The sequence below is a fragment of the Marinobacter panjinensis genome, from assembly GCF_005298175.1.
Lineage (GTDB): Bacteria > Pseudomonadota > Gammaproteobacteria > Pseudomonadales > Oleiphilaceae > Marinobacter > Marinobacter panjinensis.
The window spans coordinates 1151471-1166557 of sequence record NZ_SZYH01000001.1; the positions used below are offsets into that span (position 1 = coordinate 1151471).

17 protein-coding genes are annotated in these 15087 nt (G+C 59.7%); 6 read left to right on the top strand and 11 right to left on the bottom strand.

What is annotated here, in order from left to right; all coding sequences use genetic code 11:
* Positions 1–5: 5 nt before the first annotated feature.
* From FDP08_RS05175 to FDP08_RS05190, 4 genes are read left to right on the top strand one after another with little or no spacing between them, the layout of a single operon-like run.
* Entirely contained in the window at positions 6–476 is a 471-nt protein-coding gene (locus tag FDP08_RS05175) for a DUF4381 domain-containing protein (protein WP_137434939.1), read from the top strand.
* Positions 470–1492: a vWA domain-containing protein gene (locus FDP08_RS05180; RefSeq protein WP_137434940.1), complete on the top strand. Its 1023-nt coding sequence runs from the start codon at positions 470–472 to the stop codon at positions 1490–1492. The genes FDP08_RS05175 and FDP08_RS05180 overlap by 7 nt, the downstream gene beginning before the upstream one ends.
* Entirely contained in the window at positions 1485–3272 is a 1788-nt protein-coding gene (locus tag FDP08_RS05185) for a VWA domain-containing protein (RefSeq protein ID WP_137434941.1), read from the top strand. Before FDP08_RS05180 ends, FDP08_RS05185 begins: the two co-directional genes overlap by 8 nt.
* Positions 3266–5017, top strand: a complete 1752-nt coding sequence (locus FDP08_RS05190) for a BatD family protein (protein ID WP_137434942.1) — start codon at positions 3266–3268, stop codon at positions 5015–5017. The genes FDP08_RS05185 and FDP08_RS05190 overlap by 7 nt, the downstream gene beginning before the upstream one ends.
* A 5-nt stretch (positions 5018–5022) precedes the next feature.
* On the opposite strand, the gene ccmI is transcribed toward FDP08_RS05190, so the two are convergent.
* From ccmI to ccmA, 9 genes are read right to left on the bottom strand one after another with little or no spacing between them, the layout of a single operon-like run.
* The gene (ccmI, locus tag FDP08_RS05195; protein WP_137434943.1) at positions 5023–6303 is read right to left on the bottom strand and encodes a c-type cytochrome biogenesis protein CcmI; all 1281 of its coding nucleotides are present in this window, start codon (positions 6301–6303) and stop codon (positions 5023–5025) included.
* A gap of 31 nt (positions 6304–6334) precedes the next feature.
* Positions 6335–6817: a cytochrome c-type biogenesis protein gene (locus FDP08_RS05200; RefSeq protein ID WP_137434944.1), complete on the bottom strand. Its 483-nt coding sequence runs from the start codon at positions 6815–6817 to the stop codon at positions 6335–6337.
* Entirely contained in the window at positions 6817–7353 is a 537-nt protein-coding gene (locus tag FDP08_RS05205) for a DsbE family thiol:disulfide interchange protein (RefSeq protein WP_137434945.1), read from the bottom strand. Before FDP08_RS05205 ends, FDP08_RS05200 begins: the two co-directional genes overlap by 1 nt.
* The gene (locus tag FDP08_RS05210; protein ID WP_137434946.1) at positions 7350–9368 is read right to left on the bottom strand and encodes a heme lyase CcmF/NrfE family subunit; all 2019 of its coding nucleotides are present in this window, start codon (positions 9366–9368) and stop codon (positions 7350–7352) included. Before FDP08_RS05210 ends, FDP08_RS05205 begins: the two co-directional genes overlap by 4 nt.
* Positions 9369–9407: 39 nt before the next feature.
* Positions 9408–9884, bottom strand: a complete 477-nt coding sequence (gene ccmE / locus FDP08_RS05215) for a cytochrome c maturation protein CcmE (RefSeq protein WP_137434947.1) — start codon at positions 9882–9884, stop codon at positions 9408–9410.
* 14 nt (positions 9885–9898) lie between these two features.
* A complete protein-coding gene (gene ccmD, locus FDP08_RS05220; protein WP_137434948.1) occupies positions 9899–10126 on the bottom strand; it encodes a heme exporter protein CcmD in 228 nt (75 codons plus the stop codon).
* A 4-nt stretch (positions 10127–10130) separates the two neighbouring features.
* Positions 10131–10874, bottom strand: coding sequence for a heme ABC transporter permease (locus FDP08_RS05225; protein ID WP_137434949.1), 744 nt, complete (start codon positions 10872–10874; stop codon positions 10131–10133).
* Between the two features lie 22 nt (positions 10875–10896).
* Positions 10897–11622 carry a heme exporter protein CcmB gene (ccmB, locus tag FDP08_RS05230; protein ID WP_137434950.1) on the bottom strand — a complete coding sequence of 242 codons (726 nt, stop codon included), beginning with the start codon at positions 11620–11622 and terminating at the stop codon, positions 10897–10899.
* The gene (gene ccmA, locus FDP08_RS05235) at positions 11612–12250 is read right to left on the bottom strand and encodes a cytochrome c biogenesis heme-transporting ATPase CcmA (RefSeq protein WP_137434951.1); all 639 of its coding nucleotides are present in this window, start codon (positions 12248–12250) and stop codon (positions 11612–11614) included. The genes ccmB and ccmA overlap by 11 nt, the downstream gene beginning before the upstream one ends.
* 131 nt (positions 12251–12381) lie before the next feature.
* Between ccmA and fliK the strand changes: the two genes are divergently transcribed.
* Together fliK and FDP08_RS05245 are read left to right on the top strand one after the other, a co-directional pair.
* Positions 12382–13734 (top strand): flagellar hook-length control protein FliK, encoded by a 1353-nt coding sequence (gene fliK, locus FDP08_RS05240; protein ID WP_137434952.1) that lies wholly within the window; start codon positions 12382–12384, stop codon positions 13732–13734.
* Complete coding sequence (locus FDP08_RS05245) at positions 13731–14045, top strand: EscU/YscU/HrcU family type III secretion system export apparatus switch protein (protein ID WP_137434953.1); 315 nt, start codon at positions 13731–13733, stop codon at positions 14043–14045. Before fliK ends, FDP08_RS05245 begins: the two co-directional genes overlap by 4 nt.
* A 16-nt stretch (positions 14046–14061) precedes the next feature.
* Here the strand turns inward: FDP08_RS05245 and FDP08_RS05250 are convergent, their stop codons facing one another.
* A complete protein-coding gene (locus tag FDP08_RS05250) occupies positions 14062–14454 on the bottom strand; it encodes a DUF2802 domain-containing protein (protein ID WP_137434954.1) in 393 nt (130 codons plus the stop codon).
* A 66-nt stretch (positions 14455–14520) separates the two neighbouring features.
* Complete coding sequence (locus tag FDP08_RS05255; protein ID WP_137434955.1) at positions 14521–15009, bottom strand: chemotaxis protein CheW; 489 nt, start codon at positions 15007–15009, stop codon at positions 14521–14523.
* Between the last annotated feature and the right edge of the window lie 78 nt (positions 15010–15087).

A 15087-nucleotide genomic window follows, 5' to 3' on the forward strand; every position in this document is an offset into this window, starting at 1 on the left:
AGCCCATGATGGAACAGGATCCACTGAGCCAGCTCAGAGACATACACCTGCCGCAACCGGGCGGCTTCTGGCCTCCAGCGCCGGGCTGGTGGGTCCTGTTCGCCATTGCCCTGGCGCTGGCCGTACTGGCCTTCGTTCTTGTCAGGCGAAAACAGCGCAGAAACCGCTGGCTTGGCGTCGCAAAGAGAGAGTTGCTACGGCTGGAACAGAGTGCGGCGGCAGACAATGACTGGTTTGCTGCCCTGAACCGGCTGTTGAAACAGTCGGCTCGCATGCGCTACCCGGAACGGGCACCGGAATCGCTGTCGGGCGAGCCCTGGATCCGCTTCCTGCTTGAAACCAGCCCAAAAGACCGGGTGGCATCGCGACCGGTGGTCGAGGCCATGGTCAACAGTGCCTGGCAACCGGTACCGGGGTGCCGGCCAGAGGAAGCCGTCGCCTTCGCCAGGGTATGGCTGGGAGGACAGAGATGCTGAGCCTTGCCTTTCCCTGGGTACTGTTACTGGCCCTGTTGCCCTTGCTTATACGCTTGCGTCGCCGTAGTGCCCCGGCCGTAGAAGCGCCAGTTTTTCCCGTCGGCCACTGGCTGTCCGACTTGCCCGGCGTCAGCCGCAGCGGCAGCAGAACCCCCCTCTGGCAGCAGCTGGTACTGTTGCTGATGTGGCTTCTGCTGGTGGTAGCGCTGGCCCGGCCGCAACATGTCGGGGAGCAGGTACAACTGCCCGTCAGCGGCCGCGACCTGCTGCTGGCCGTGGACATTTCCCCCTCCATGGACGAACAGGACATGGTGGTTCAGGGCCGCAGCATTAACAGACTGCAGGCGGTCAAGCGGGTACTGGATGACTTCATCCAGCGCCGGGAAGGAGACCGGCTCGGGCTCCTGCTGTTTGGCACCGAACCCTACATCCAGGCCCCTTTGACCTTTGATCGGGCAACGGTGCAAACCTTACTCAACGAGGCTGGCATTGGCATGGCCGGAAGAGCGACCGCCATAGGCGATGCCCTGGGTCTGGCCGTCAAGCGCCTGCGGGACCGGCCTCAGGAACAGCGGGTCGTGATACTGCTGACTGACGGCGCCAATACCGCGGGAGAAATTGCCCCGGACAAGGCCGCCGAGATCGCCAGGGCTGCCGGTGTGCGCATCTACACCATCGGCATTGGCGCTGAATCCATGGTGCAGCGAGGGCTGCTTGGCTCACGCCGGGTCAATCCGTCCCGGGATCTGGACGAGGACCTGCTGAAGCGGGTAGCCCAGCAGACTGGCGGAGAGTATTTCCGTGCCCGCAGCCTGCCCGAGCTCGAGCTGATCTACGAAAGCATCAACCAGCTGGAACCCATTGAACTGGAAGGCAAACACTACCGTCCCGTGACCGAACTTTATGCCTGGCCTGCGGGCCTTGCCGCCCTGATATGGTTATTGATGCAAGGTGTCAGGCTGGCAGGCGTCAGACGCCATTCGGTCAAAACCGCACAGGAGGCATGCAATGGCTGACTTTCATTTCCTCCGCCCACTGTGGCTACTGTTATTACTGGCAGCCTTCCTGTTGCCACTGGTTTTACGGCGTTTTCACCAGAGCGACAGCGGCTGGAGCAGGATCATTCCCGCAAAACTACTGCGCCCGATGATCAGCCACTCGGGTGCCGCCGGCTCTCCCCGCAAGTCACCCGTGTTACCGGCGGTTGCAGCCGTAGTCGTGCTGTCGATTGCGCTGGCCGGGCCATCCTGGCGACAGGCCCCCACGCCGTTACAACAGCAGAACGACAGCCTGGTGATCGTGCTGGACCTGTCCCTGTCCATGCTGGCTACCGATGTGGAGCCAGACCGGCTGACGGTCGCCAAACGCAAGATCCGCGATATCCTCAAGGCCCGCGAAGGTGCCCTCACCGCACTGGTGGTTTATGCGGCAGATGCCCATGTGGTCACGCCCCTGACGGATGACCGCAACACCATCGAAGGCATGCTGGACGTACTTGAGCCCGTCATCATGCCCGCGGCCGGAAACCGCACCGACCTCGGTATCAAGCGTGGTCTTGATTTGCTGGAACAGGGAGCTCCCGGCAACGGACGCCTGTTGTTGATCGCAGACGACGTTGCAGAACGCTATCGCCAGCGCATTACCGATCACCTGGCCAACAGCCGCTTTGCCCTGAGCACACTTACCGTCGGCACCGCAGAGGGTGGGCCGATTCCGTTGGCACGACAGGGATTTATCAGGGACAACGGCGATATCGTCATCGCCCGTGCCGACCCGGACAGCATGGCGGACCTGGCGCGCAGTAACGACGGCGACAGCCACACACTGACCATTACCGATGACGACATCCTTGCTCTGGAGCTCCGCCCCATCGACGCCGCTGACTGGGAAGACAGCGATCGGGGCCTGACCGTCAATCGCTGGCAGGACGATGGCTACTGGCTACTCTGGCTGGCGGCGCCTCTGGCGCTTATTGGCTGGCGTCGCGGTGCCGTGGTCATCATGCTGTTCGCGCTCTTGCCACTCACGCCCCGCCCAGCCATGGCACTGGACTGGGACAGCCTCTGGTCGCGGCAGGACCAGCGGGCGCCGGAACTGATTGAAAAAGACCCCGGCCGGGCAGCACAGGTCCTGGAGGATCCCGCCTGGCGCGGCAGCGCGCTCTACCGCGAAGGAAACTTCGAGAGCGCTGCAGAGGCCTTTGCCCGGGCCGAGACTCCTTCGGCAGAATACAATCGTGGCAATGCCCTTGCGCGGGCCGGCAAGCTGGAAGAAGCACTGAAGGCTTACGACAGAGCGCTGGAGAAACAGCCCCAGAACGAGGATGCCCGATTCAACCGTGACCTGGTAAAGCAGCTTATGGAGCAACAACAGGACCAGTCCGATGGTGAAGGTGATGAATCCTCAGACCAGGACGGGGGCCAGCAACAACAGGACGATCAGCAGAATTCCCAGGGCGACTCGGACAGCCAGAATCAGCAGGGCAACTCGTCCGGTCAGCCGGGTGACCAGCAGCAGGACAACCAGCAGAATAATCCCGACAATAAGCCGGATGGCGACGGTGACAACCGGGAACAGGAACAATCCCCGGGGCAGCAGGACCAGAGCAACACTGAAGGCACTGATAGCGAGGCCACCCGATCGCCAGCCGAGCTGGAGACCTCGCCACTGAGCCAGGGTCAGGAGCAATGGCTCAGGCGGGTTCCGGACAACCCCGGCGGCCTGCTGCGAAGAAAATTCCTGCAACAGTACCAGGAACGGGAAACACCATCTGACGAGGGCGATACACCATGGTAAGCCGGCTGACCTATCCGTTTATTCTGATATCGCTTCTTCTGACCATGGCTGGGCAGGCCATGGCTGCGAAGGATCTGACTGTGGAGCCTGACCGGACTCGCCTGTACGAAGGCGAAGTACTGACGTTGACGGTGAAAGGCAGCACGAAGATTGATATCAACCTCGGCAATCTGTTTGATTTCGACATGTCCAGCCTGCCCAAGCCGGATATCGAGAAAGTAGAGGACGATTTCGAAATCCTGGCCCGCAATCAGCAGTATTCCATCCGCACAATCAACAACGAAATGATTGGCGAAATCACCTGGACCTACCAGCTGGCCCCCAAAACGACCGGCAAGCTGACGATTCCGGCGCTCAAATTCCGGGATTCGGAATCCGACCCGGTCACGGTCAATGTCATCGACGGCACACCACCGGAGGTGGAAGCCGATGCGTCGCGTAACAGTTTTATCGAACTGGCAGCCGACAAGGACGAAGTCTACGTGCAGGAACAACTGGTGCTTACCATCAAGCTGTTCTTCACCGGCAACCTCATCCGCGGTGAGCTGTCAGAGCCGGAGCATCCCCACGCCATCATTGAGTCCCTGGGCAAGCAGAGCGAATACACCCGCTACAGGGACGGCGTGCGCTACAGAGTGGTGGAACGCCGATACGCCATTTATCCCCAGAAAGAAGGACAACTCAGCCTGCAGCCCATCCGATTTGAGGGTCAGGCCCGCAACAGCGACGGCCAACTGAAATTCCTCCGTGACAATGCCACGCTGTTCGACGTACCCGTCAACGGAATTCCTGCAGATTTCAGCGGTGATACCTGGTTGCCAGCACGCAACCTGGAGCTGAATGAGTCCGGGTTGCCACAAAGCCGGACCCTGACGGCGGGACAGAACCTCACCCGAACCCTGACTCTGCAGGCAGATGGCTTACCTTCGGAAACCCTGCCGCCCTTCCCCGAAGAAATGCCCGACGGTATTCGTGCCTATCCCGAGAAGGCAGAGCGATCCACAACCCCGGGCAGCGAAGGGTTGGCATCCCGACTCACCCAGACCACAGCGTTGGTGCCAGTCCAGCCTGGACAACTGGTGCTGCCTGAAATCCGGATCCCCTGGTGGGATACCAAGAGTGACACCGAGCGGGTTGCAGTGGTCCCTGCCAGAACGCTGACCATTGATGCCATTCCCGGTCAGATTGAGACCTTACCCGCTGACTCACCCAACCAGGCCACCCGTGCTGTTGAAGAGGAAGGGGGTGAAACGAAAAATACAGCTACAGGGACCGCTGGCCCTGGTTTCTGGCCTCTGGCGACGCTGACACTTCTGGGTATCTGGGTGGTTACCCTTGCAGCCTGGTGGCTGTCCCGACGCAAGTCGCGGCCCGAAACAGCGGCCGAAAACCCCCGGGAGATTCGTGAGAAGGCCCTGTTCCGGGAACTCTGTGAAGCAGCCCGAGCGGGATCACCGACAACCACCGAGTTGCTGGTACGCTGGATTGCGGTGCAGCATCCGGAAACCACCTTCCGCAGCGTGGTGGATGTTAACCGGTTTCTGCAGGACAAAGACCTGGCGGCCGAGATTGAACAGTTGCAACACCGACTGTTCGGAACGGCGGAACAGCAAGCGTCGGCCCCCTGGGATGGGGACCGCCTGGTGGCAACACTGATCCGGATTCGCGGTGCCTCTGGCTCGCACAGCACAGAAGAGCCGTTACCGCCACTCTACCCTGACGGGTTGAGAACCAGCGGAAACTGACGTGGCTACTGCACCAGCCGGGTGTCTATCACCAGAGTGACCGGGTCGGCTTCGTTGCCGGTTACCGCAACCGGCTGGTCAAGTTGCCCCTCCCAGTCACCGGCCTGGGGCCGCGCAGTGCCTGACCGTGAAAGTCGCGCCTGCACACGTACCTCACCGGCATCGGACAGTTTTGAATCCGGTGACATATTGAAGCGGTCATCCAGGCGTACATCCGTCGGCAACTGACCGGCGGTCAGGCGGGCAACTGCCAGTGGCGGTCCACCCTGCCCTTCGGCTCTGCGGGCAAAAACAAACAGTGTGGTGTCGTCCGGAACCTCGTCCCGGAACGACTCGGCAATCTCCACCCGGACGGTCACACCCGGCCCGGATGCAACCGCTGTGTCGTCGGCAGGCGCCTCGCGACCGAGGCGCTGATAGGCCTGCTCGATACCCTGGCGTATAGAGCCGATCTGAGGATGGTCAGGCGCCACGTCCACAATCCGCTCCCAATAACGAATCGCCCCTTCGTAGTCTTCCTGACTGAACGCATAGATACCCAGCAATCCCAGGGAATTCACCTCATCTGGATTAAGAGCCCTGGCTTTTTCGATGGTCTCTGTCACCTGGGGCGTCATGCCCCCCTGGCTCAGGAAAAACTGCGCCTGCGCTGACAGCCCCCATGCCACTGCCTTACCATTGTCGTCATCATCAATGCTGCCGGCGAGCCGCTCAAAGGCCCAGGCGGCATCGCTGTATTGTTCCAGGCGCATGTAAGTCCGGCCCAGCATCGCCCAGCCTTCCGTATTGTCCGGATTCTCTTCCAGCCGTTCCCGCAACTGTGCCGTGAGCTCCTGCATCTGCCCGAGACGGTCGCCATCCGCTGCCATCATTTCCTGCATGGAACGGAACTGCTCGACATCATCCAGCGCCCCCCATTGCTGGTACAGAAACACCGCGGCAGCGGGGATTATCACCAGACTGGCAAGCACCACGGCAACGGAGCTTTTGCCACCTTTGTTCACCTGCGCCGGAGAATCCAGCATACCCCTGTCAGCATCCGGCACATCATCCAGCATGCTGCCCGCGAGCTCTTCCTTAAGCTGACGATAGCTGTCTTCGTCCATAGCCCCCGCCTCATACTCGCGATCCAGCTCCGACATCCGGCTTCGATAGGCCATCAGATTCTGGTTACGCAAGTCCAGTTCAGCGCGACGGCCCGAGCGGTGGAAGAACAGCGGTGCAATAATAAAAGCCAGCGCAAGTACGATCATTACGGCTGCAGTGAGCCAGAAAGTCTGTGTCATGGAGCAGTCATGGTCCGGTTAAATGGAATAATCAGGATGTGCGATCGGAATCATCCCCGGCGAGAATTCTTGATGCCCGGGCACGTTCCTCGTCAGTGAGTGCAGGCTCGCTTTCGCCATTGCGACGGGCGCGTATTACGATAATGGCAACCACCAGGAAGCCAACCACCACGGCGATCACCGGGGTAGCCCACAACAGGATAGTCCGGCTGTCCACCTCGGGTTTGTAACGCACAAACTCGCCGAATCGGCTGACCAGGGCATCGACGATTTCTTCGTTGCGGGCGCCTTCCGACATCATCTGGTAGACCTCGTCCCTCATATCTTTGGATATCGGGGCATTGGAATCGGCAATGTTCTGGTTCTGGCACTTGGGGCAACGAAGCTCCGAGATCAGCGTCTGGAACCGTTGCTCTTCTGTGCGGGAATCGAAGCTGTACACATCGTCGGACTGGGCCATTGACGAAGGTCCGAATGCCATCAGCAGCAACGCGGCCAGCACAGCACGTATCATCAGATCTTCTCCCTGTAACGATTGACCAGGGGCTCGATATCCTGTTCCCAGACCTTTTCATTGACCACGCCAACATGCCGGTGGCGCACGATGCCTTCGGCATCGATCACGTAGGTTTCCGGTGCGCCGTAGACACCCAGATCAAAGCCAAGCCGGCCACGGGGATCGTAGATGGACACCTGATAGGGATCGCCCAGCCGGTCCAGCCAGACCAGGGCATCGTCACGGTTGTCCTTGTAGTTGAGGCCGACGATCCGGATCCCCTTCTCTTCGGCAAGCCACACCAGATCGTCATGCTCATCACGGCAGGCCGGACACCAGGTCCCCCAGACATTCAGCAGCGATACCTGACCCTTGAACACCTCACGGGTCAGTTCACGCTCTTCGTCGTGAAGGTCCTTCAACCGGAATTCCGGCACCGGCTTGCCAATCAGTGCCGATTCCAGCTTGTTGGGGTCTTTGCCGATGCCGGCGAACAGAAACACACCAAGTACTACAGCGAAAATGACCGGTATAAACAGGAACACCCGCTTCATGACACAGCTCCTGCCGGATCCGGGCGACTGTTGTCACCGACCTGCGGCTGGGGTGCCGTTGACGGCTGGCTTTCCGATACCTTGTCGCGAATGCGATAACGGCGGTCAGAAATGGCCAGGAAGCCGCCTGCCGCCATGAACAGAGAACCCAGCCACAACCAGCGCACCAACGGTTTGTATTGCAGACGGATCGCCCAGGCGTCGTCGGAAACCCGCTCGCCGATCGCCACAAACACATCCCGGAACAGACCACCATCAATGCCGGCCTCAGTCATGGTGTTGCGCTGCACCATATACTGGCGTTTTTCCGGGTAAAGTGTCGAAACCACCCGACCGTTGCCATCGGAAACCTCGAATCGTCCGTATTCCGCGGTAAAGTTCTTGCCCCGGCGGTTGCCGATCTCGGTAAATGCCACCTGGTAGCCCCCCGCTGAGGCGGTATCGCCCGGCGACATCCTTACGTCCCGCTCTATTCCGTAATTGGATACCACGGTAGCACCGGCCATGGTAATGGCCAGCCCCAGGTGCCCGAGTACCATGCCATAATAGCTTCGCGACTGGCGCCTCAGCCCATGGAGCCGGCCTTTTTTCGAGCCGGACTTGTCCCAGAGATCCCAGAAGGTTGCAACGCTCACCCACACGGCCGCGAAGACGCCACCGAAGGCCCAGGGTTTGAACCCTCCGTAACCCACCAGAACCGCAGCCGTAACCACAATACTGACGGCCAGAGGCCATAGCAGCTTACGCCCCAGCCAGCCGCCGTCGGTTTTCTTCCAGCGCGAGAATATGCCAGCACCCAGCAACAGGCCGGCGGCTATGGCCAGTGGGCTGAAGGTCAGGCTGAAGAACGGCTCACCAATGGAGAGCCGGCCCATATCAAGATAATCCAGTACCAGCGGGTACAGGGTTCCCACGAGTACCAGCAGGGTTGCGGCCACCAGCAGAACGTTGTTGAGCAGCAGGAAAATCTCACGCGACAGGGTTCCGTAACGGGAACGTACATGCACCACCGGCGCCCGGAACGCATACAGGGTCAGGCTGGATACGATGGTGATTGCCAGCAGCACCAGAAGAAAGGTGCCGCGATCCGGGTCGGATGCGAATGCGTGCACGGACGTCAACACACCCGAGCGCACCAGGAAGGTTCCCAGCAGGCTCAGGGAGAAGGTGACAATGGCCAGCAGCACTGTCCAGCTCTTGAACACCCCTCGTTTCTCGGTGACAGCGAGGCTGTGCATCAACGCCGTTCCGGAAAGCCAGGGCAACAGGGAGGCGTTTTCCACCGGGTCCCAGAACCACCAGCCACCCCAGCCAAGCTCGTAATAGGCCCACCAGCTACCCAGGGCAATGCCCAGGGACAGGAACGACCAGGCCACGGTTGTCCAGGGGCGTGACCAGCGCGCCCAGGCCGCATCCAGCTTGCCATTAATCAAAGCGGCTATGGCAAAGGCAAAAGCCACGGAGAAGCCTACATAACCCATGTAGAGCATGGGCGGGTGCACAATCAGACCGAAATCCTGCAGCAGAGGATTCAGATCGGCGCCGTCAGCCGGTACGTTGGGCAGTGTGCGATCGAAGGGATTGGAGGTGATGATGGTGAACAGCAGGAAACCCACCGCAACCATACCGAGCACCGCCAATACCTGGGATACCATCACCGCCGGCAGGCGGCGGCTGAACACGGCAACCGCCAGGGTCCAGCCTACAAGCATCAGTATCCAGAGCAGCAGCGAGCCTTCATGGCCACCCCATACGGCACTGAACTTGTAGTACCAGGGCAGCATGCTGTTGCTGTTATTGGCCACGTAAGCCACGGAAAAATCGTCCGTTACAAAAGCATGGATCAGTATTCCGAAGGCCAGGGCCACAAACACAAACATCCCTGCGGACAGTGGCCTGGCAAAGGCCTGCAACTGGTCACGCCCAGTCACCGAGCCCGCAAGAGGGACCACGGAAAGCAACACTGCCAGCAACAGCGCGAGTATCAGTGCAATCTGTCCGAGTTCCGGATACATCAGGCTTCTCCAACTAATTCAACAGGGTGGCCGGCGGGCTCAGTAGCTGGCGGCCGCTTCGCCTTGTGCATCAGAGATCGCGGCGCGTTTACCAGCGGCTTTTTCCAATGCTTCATTGACCTCGGGCGACATATAATTTTCATCATGTTTGGCCAGAACCTGATCTGCCACAAAGCGGCCATTGCCATCCAGACGTCCCATGGCAACAACCCCCTGGCCCTCGGCAAACAGATCCGGCAGGATACCGGTGTACTCCATCAATACCGATGAAGTGAAATCCGTTACCTTGAACTCCACCTTCAGGCTTTCCGGATCCCTTATGACCGAACCCTCTTCTACCATGCCACCGGCTCTTATACGCACATCCACCGGCGCCTCGCCTCCAGCGATCTGGCTGGGGTCATAGAACAGGTTGATGTTCTGTCGCAGCGCATAGGTGGTCAGGCCTACGGCCACCGACACGCCCACAAGCAGGAAAAGGACAATGGTGAGCCGTTTTTTACGGATCGGATGCATGGTTCGTCTACCAGTCAGTCTTGTGAAGGTTCAATTCGGGTAAAGCTCGCGCCGGCCGGGCTCATGTCCCGTGCTGGCGTAATATCCATCCGGCGACGCTGTTGGGCAATAACGGAACGACGCTGGCGCAGTGACCACAGTGCAACGGCACCCATTAACAGGAAGAACACGAAGTAACAGGTCCATACATAGGGACCGTGCCCTTCCATAGTGATGAAGGCGCCGAACGAGTCAAATGCCATTGGATCAGTTCCCCCCTGCCTGAACCAGTTCTTTCACCCAGCGGGTGCGACTTTCCCGCATCAGTATCTCGGTCTGCATCCGCAAACAGGCCAGCCAGCCGAAAATCATATACAGCCCCACTACGGAGAGTAACAGTGGCACCCACATTTCCGCAGGCATGCTGGGCTTTTCCGTCAACTTGAAGGTGGCGGGCTGATGAAGGGTATTCCACCACTCTACGGAGTATTTGATGATAGGTATATTCACGACACCCACCAGCACCAGAACAGCAACCGCCCGCGCCGACGACTTTTCGTCCGATATGGCCGTACCTAAAGCTATCACACCGAAATACAGAAACAACAGGATCAGCATGGAGGTGAGCCGGGCATCCCATATCCACCAGGTTCCCCAGGTCGGTTTACCCCAGACCGCCCCGGTAAACAGGGCCAGAAAGGTCAGAACGGCTCCCACCGGTGCGACGGCTTTGACAAAAACATCGGCCAGTTTCATACGCCAGACCAGGGTCACCAGGCCTGCTACCGCCATCATGATGTAGACAGACTGGGCCAGAAAGGCCGAGGGCACATGAATAAAAATAATGCGGTAACTATTGCCCTGCAGGTAATCCTGGGGCGCAAAGGCAAGCCCCCAGCCGATACCTGCTGCCAACAGGGCGACGCCAACCCAAAGCAGCCAGGGCATCAATGTTGACGCTATACCGAAAAACCACTTCGGCGAGCCCAGCTTGTGAAAAATTTGCCACATCAGGTTGCTACCCTTCTACTTTTTAACTGTTGGACAGACTGATCCGTAAAGCGGCTGCCGATGCGAAAGGCGCCAATGTCAGGGCCAACACCAGAAACGCCCCCATCAGTGCCAGCTGTCCCGCCACCAGCGCGCCCTCGGAGGCGGCCATCACTGTTCCGGTACCGAAAATCAGCACCGGAATGTACAGCGGAATGATCAGCAGTGACAAGAGCACCCCTGCCGATCGCAAACCAAGCGTTAACGCCGCCCCGATGGAGCCTATCAGGCTGAGCACGGGCGTTCCGATCAGCAGCGTTAGACACAATACCGCAACAGAGTTCCCTTCCAGGTGCACCATTACCCCAAGAACCGGCGTCAGCAGTACCAGTGGCAACCCCGTCAGTACCCAGTGCGCCAGGGATTTGGCCAGCACCAGCAGAAACAGTGGCTGCGGCTGAAGCACCAATTGCTCCAGCGTGCCATCGTCGAAATCATGCCGGTACAGGTGGTCCAGTGACAGCAGCACTGACAGCAATGCCGCCACCCACAGGATACCGCTGCCGGCCTGCTGGAGGAATGACACTTCCGGGCTAACCCCAAGGGGGAAGAGGCTTACTACCATCACGAAGAACAGTAATGGATTGAGCAGATCCTGGGGCTGACGGAACGCTGTTTTCAGGTCCCGGACAAAGACTGCTTTCATGGCGGTGGCTGTGCCCACCGATACTTCGGGGGAGCGCAGGCTGACGGTGAACTCAGTGGCCATAACCGTCGCCTCCGCCGAGGGTAACCCTTTGCATTGAGGGCAGCCGCAAATCATGGTGCGTCGTGACTACGATGGCACCACCATTCTCCACCCGTTCAACCAGCAACTTCTCGAGGGCGGCCACGCCCTGAACATCAATCGCGGTGAATACTTCGTCCAGTATCCACAGCGGCTCATCCGCTATCAGCAACCTGGCGAGGGCTACCCGTCGCTGCTGGCCGGCGGAGAGATTACGGCAGGGCACCGCCTGGAAACCACCAAGCCCGGTGCCCTCCAGCGCCTGCCACAGAATCTTGTCCGGCACTGACCGGCGGCCATCCATAAGGGCTCGCAGGTTTTCCATGGGGGTGAGCAAGGGCTTGATTCCGGGGCGGTGGCCGAGATAGAGCATATTGCGGAGAAATTCTTCCCGGTATCCATGGCGGCGTTTACCACGCCAGAGCAGGTCGCCACTGTAACTGTCGTTCAGTCCGGCCAGTATTCGCAACAGGGTGGTCTTGCCAGAACCGTTCGGGCCCTCGACACGGATCAGACTACCGGGCAGTATGGAAAACGAGAGGTCCCGGAACAGTACCCGGTCATCACGCTCACACTCAAGATTGACAGCCTGTAGTAACGGCTCAGACATCGGGGCCCCAGGGCTTATAGACATTGCTGACCCGGCGGGTTCAGACGTTCGGGAAGGCAAACCTTGCCGGCGGGGCGTATTATAACGAAAGCGTCCCAGGATTACTCTTGTCCGACATCAAATCAGTGGCAATGAAATTACCAAACGGTAACCCTATACCACCGCCAAAAACAGAAGCACCCGTGCCGGCCCCCAGCCGGCCGGCGGGAGAGCAACCGGTGGCCACACCGGATGCGGCCTCCGCGCGGGTCCTTCTGGACCAGCTCAAGCTTACCAACCGCGAAGCCACACTGGCACGGGTGGCGGAAGTGATCAACCGCCAGTCGTCCGCCGGCACGCAGTTGTTGCTGGATATCCGCGGTCAGTCACTGACCGTTCAGGCCGCCATTGGTGATACCTCCCTGGAAACCGGTGATTGGGTCAAGGTCATGCGGGCAGGTAATGAATTGCAGCTGATGGGCAAGCTGGCGCAGGCACCGGAAGCGGGCATTGCCCGTGCCCTGGCCCAGCGCCTGCCCTGGCAACAGTCTATTGACGCTGGCCTGACCAGACTGGTGAACACGCTGACACAGGGCCTCAGGCAGGACCCGCTTCCTGGCCAGCTGCCCTCGTCAAGGCCGGCACAACCGCTTCCGGAAGCGGCCCGGCAGGCGATTGAGCAAGTGATAGCGAGGCTTCCCTCCGGCAACAACCTCGCACCCGGCTCTGGCAGCCAGCCCACGGCAACGCAACAGGTCCGCCAGTGGATTGCTGAAAGCGGCCTGTTCGCCGAATCACGCCTGGCCCAGGCTCCTGCCAGCCAGCTCCCCGATCTCAAGCTGGCCCTTGGCAGGGTCATTACGGCCTTGCTGGCACAACAGGGCAGCACGCCGGAACAGTTCAACCGGCTGACCCCCATAGCAACCCCTGAGCTTATGCAGGCACCACTGCAATTCCCGCAACCTCTGGCAGCGCCTCAGGCCCGCAGTGACGGCGAGCCGCCGAGTGTCGGGCAAATGCTCCGCCTGCTGGCGGGAATGCTTAACCGTATAACGGTCAACCAGTTACACAGCCAGGTATTAACCGCCAGAGGCGGTGGCGACACGGCAGCGCCAGCCGCTACCCTGCTGCTGGACCTGCCATGGCTGACACCCCAGAACGAACCCAGACTGGCCCAAATGCGGATTGAACAGTATCTGGAGGACACGGAGTCGGAACGAAAATCCCCGACGAGGGCAACGGCCGAGTGGCGGTTATCGTTGGCGATGGATCTGGATGAGGCCGGCCCGCTGCACTTCGATGTTACCCTGCGGCAGCAGGCGGTCAGTGCCCGGGTCTGGGCGGAGAAACAGACGACCCTGCGCCGGGTGAATCAGGAACTGCCCGCACTGCGGCAAAGCCTGGCCGACCTGGGCCTGGAGGTGACAGACCTGGAATGCCGCCGCGGCACACCCCAGAGCAGCGTCACCCGACTCGAACACAGACTGGTGGATACCCGGGCATGACATCAGAGACCGATCACCACAGCAGAGCCGCCGTCGCACTCAATTACGATGGCGACAAAGCCCCGACAATCACGGCAACCGGCACCCACGAACTGGCAGAGGAAATCATCCGCATTGCCCGGGAGCATAACGTTCCACTGTACGAAAACGCAGAGCTGGCAAGTATCCTGGCGCGGCTTTCGCTGAATGAAGAGATCCCGGACTCACTGTACCGGGTGATTGCTGAAATTCTGGCGTTTGCCTTCCATATCCGGGGACTGACCCCCGATGACCGGAAACCGGGAGCACCGGATGCCTCAGCGGATCAGTGACCGCAACAGCCTGGTATCAGGCCGCCTGACGTTTTCTGAGTGCTGACACCAGTTCGGCCTCGGGACGGGAAATTCCGCACGTGTTCATAAGATCGTCGATATCGGCCCCGAGATCAACCAGCCTTGAGGCTTCATCGTAGGATATTCTGAGGGGGTCATTCTGGCGCATTTCGTCGAGCATGCCCCGCAGCTCATGAATCTGGCGCTCACAGGTGACTACCCGCTGCCCCACGCCCATACTGCCACTGGCGGTTGCGTGAAGCTCCCGGCCCAGGGTTTCGCAGCGTTCTTTGAGTTGTTCCCGGAGTTTGTGGTTTTCGCGGCGGGACAACAGGCCCTGAACAAACAACAGGCCGATTGCGACGGCGGTCAAAAGCCACGGAGCCAGGGAAGAAAATTCTGCAAACATGATGGACGTCCTCGGTTGATTGTTCCAGGGGCTTCCATCGTGCCTGCGCGCCTGCGACCGCCGGCGTTACAGAGCCGAGACTTCAGCCCATTCGTTCTCTGATAACATCTTGTCGAACTCGACCAGTATGATCAGCTCGCCGTTCTTGTTACACACACCCTGGATGAACTTGGCGCTTTCCTCGTTCCCCACATTGGGTGCCGTTTCGATTTCACTGGCTTTCAGGTACACCACCTCGGCCACGGAATCCACCAGGATGCCCATCACCTGGTTGGACGACTCCATTACCACAATGCGTGTTGCATCTGTTACTTCCGCATCCGCCAGACCAAAGCGACGGCGGGTATCGATAACGGTGACCACGTTGCCCCTCAGGTTGATGATGCCCAGAACATAATCCGGAGCACCGGGAACCGGCGCAATTTCGGTGTACCGCAGCACCTCCTGGATCTGCATGACATCAATGCCATAGGTTTCGTCATCCAGCCTGAAGGTAACGTACTGCAGTACCTGATCGTCCTGGGCCTGATTTTTCTGTCCGCTCGGGGATGCCATAGCCTTGTGTCTCCTGTGGGCCGCCCCTGTGGGCAACCTGATCGTCAAAAATTCATCATCAGTGCCCAATACTATAAT

Excerpts from the sequence above, each read along its gene's own strand:
- FDP08_RS05175 (WP_137434939.1), top strand. The coding sequence starts at position 6 with ATGATGGAACAGGATCCACTGAGCCAGCTCAGAGACATACACCTGCCG.
- FDP08_RS05180 (WP_137434940.1), top strand. The coding sequence starts at position 470 with ATGCTGAGCCTTGCCTTTCCCTGGGTACTGTTACTGGCCCTGTTGCCC.
- FDP08_RS05185 (WP_137434941.1), top strand. The coding sequence starts at position 1,485 with ATGGCTGACTTTCATTTCCTCCGCCCACTGTGGCTACTGTTATTACTG.
- FDP08_RS05190 (WP_137434942.1), top strand. The coding sequence starts at position 3,266 with ATGGTAAGCCGGCTGACCTATCCGTTTATTCTGATATCGCTTCTTCTG.
- ccmI (WP_137434943.1), bottom strand. The coding sequence starts at position 6,303 with ATGACACAGACTTTCTGGCTCACTGCAGCCGTAATGATCGTACTTGCG.
- FDP08_RS05200 (WP_137434944.1), bottom strand. The coding sequence starts at position 6,817 with ATGATACGTGCTGTGCTGGCCGCGTTGCTGCTGATGGCATTCGGACCT.
- FDP08_RS05205 (WP_137434945.1), bottom strand. The coding sequence starts at position 7,353 with ATGAAGCGGGTGTTCCTGTTTATACCGGTCATTTTCGCTGTAGTACTT.
- FDP08_RS05210 (WP_137434946.1), bottom strand. The coding sequence starts at position 9,368 with ATGTATCCGGAACTCGGACAGATTGCACTGATACTCGCGCTGTTGCTG.
- ccmE (WP_137434947.1), bottom strand. The coding sequence starts at position 9,884 with ATGCATCCGATCCGTAAAAAACGGCTCACCATTGTCCTTTTCCTGCTT.
- ccmD (WP_137434948.1), bottom strand. The coding sequence starts at position 10,126 with ATGGCATTTGACTCGTTCGGCGCCTTCATCACTATGGAAGGGCACGGT.
- FDP08_RS05225 (WP_137434949.1), bottom strand. The coding sequence starts at position 10,874 with ATGTGGCAAATTTTTCACAAGCTGGGCTCGCCGAAGTGGTTTTTCGGT.
- ccmB (WP_137434950.1), bottom strand. The coding sequence starts at position 11,622 with ATGGCCACTGAGTTCACCGTCAGCCTGCGCTCCCCCGAAGTATCGGTG.
- ccmA (WP_137434951.1), bottom strand. The coding sequence starts at position 12,250 with ATGTCTGAGCCGTTACTACAGGCTGTCAATCTTGAGTGTGAGCGTGAT.
- fliK (WP_137434952.1), top strand. The coding sequence starts at position 12,382 with ATGAAATTACCAAACGGTAACCCTATACCACCGCCAAAAACAGAAGCA.
- FDP08_RS05245 (WP_137434953.1), top strand. The coding sequence starts at position 13,731 with ATGACATCAGAGACCGATCACCACAGCAGAGCCGCCGTCGCACTCAAT.
- FDP08_RS05250 (WP_137434954.1), bottom strand. The coding sequence starts at position 14,454 with ATGTTTGCAGAATTTTCTTCCCTGGCTCCGTGGCTTTTGACCGCCGTC.
- FDP08_RS05255 (WP_137434955.1), bottom strand. The coding sequence starts at position 15,009 with ATGGCATCCCCGAGCGGACAGAAAAATCAGGCCCAGGACGATCAGGTA.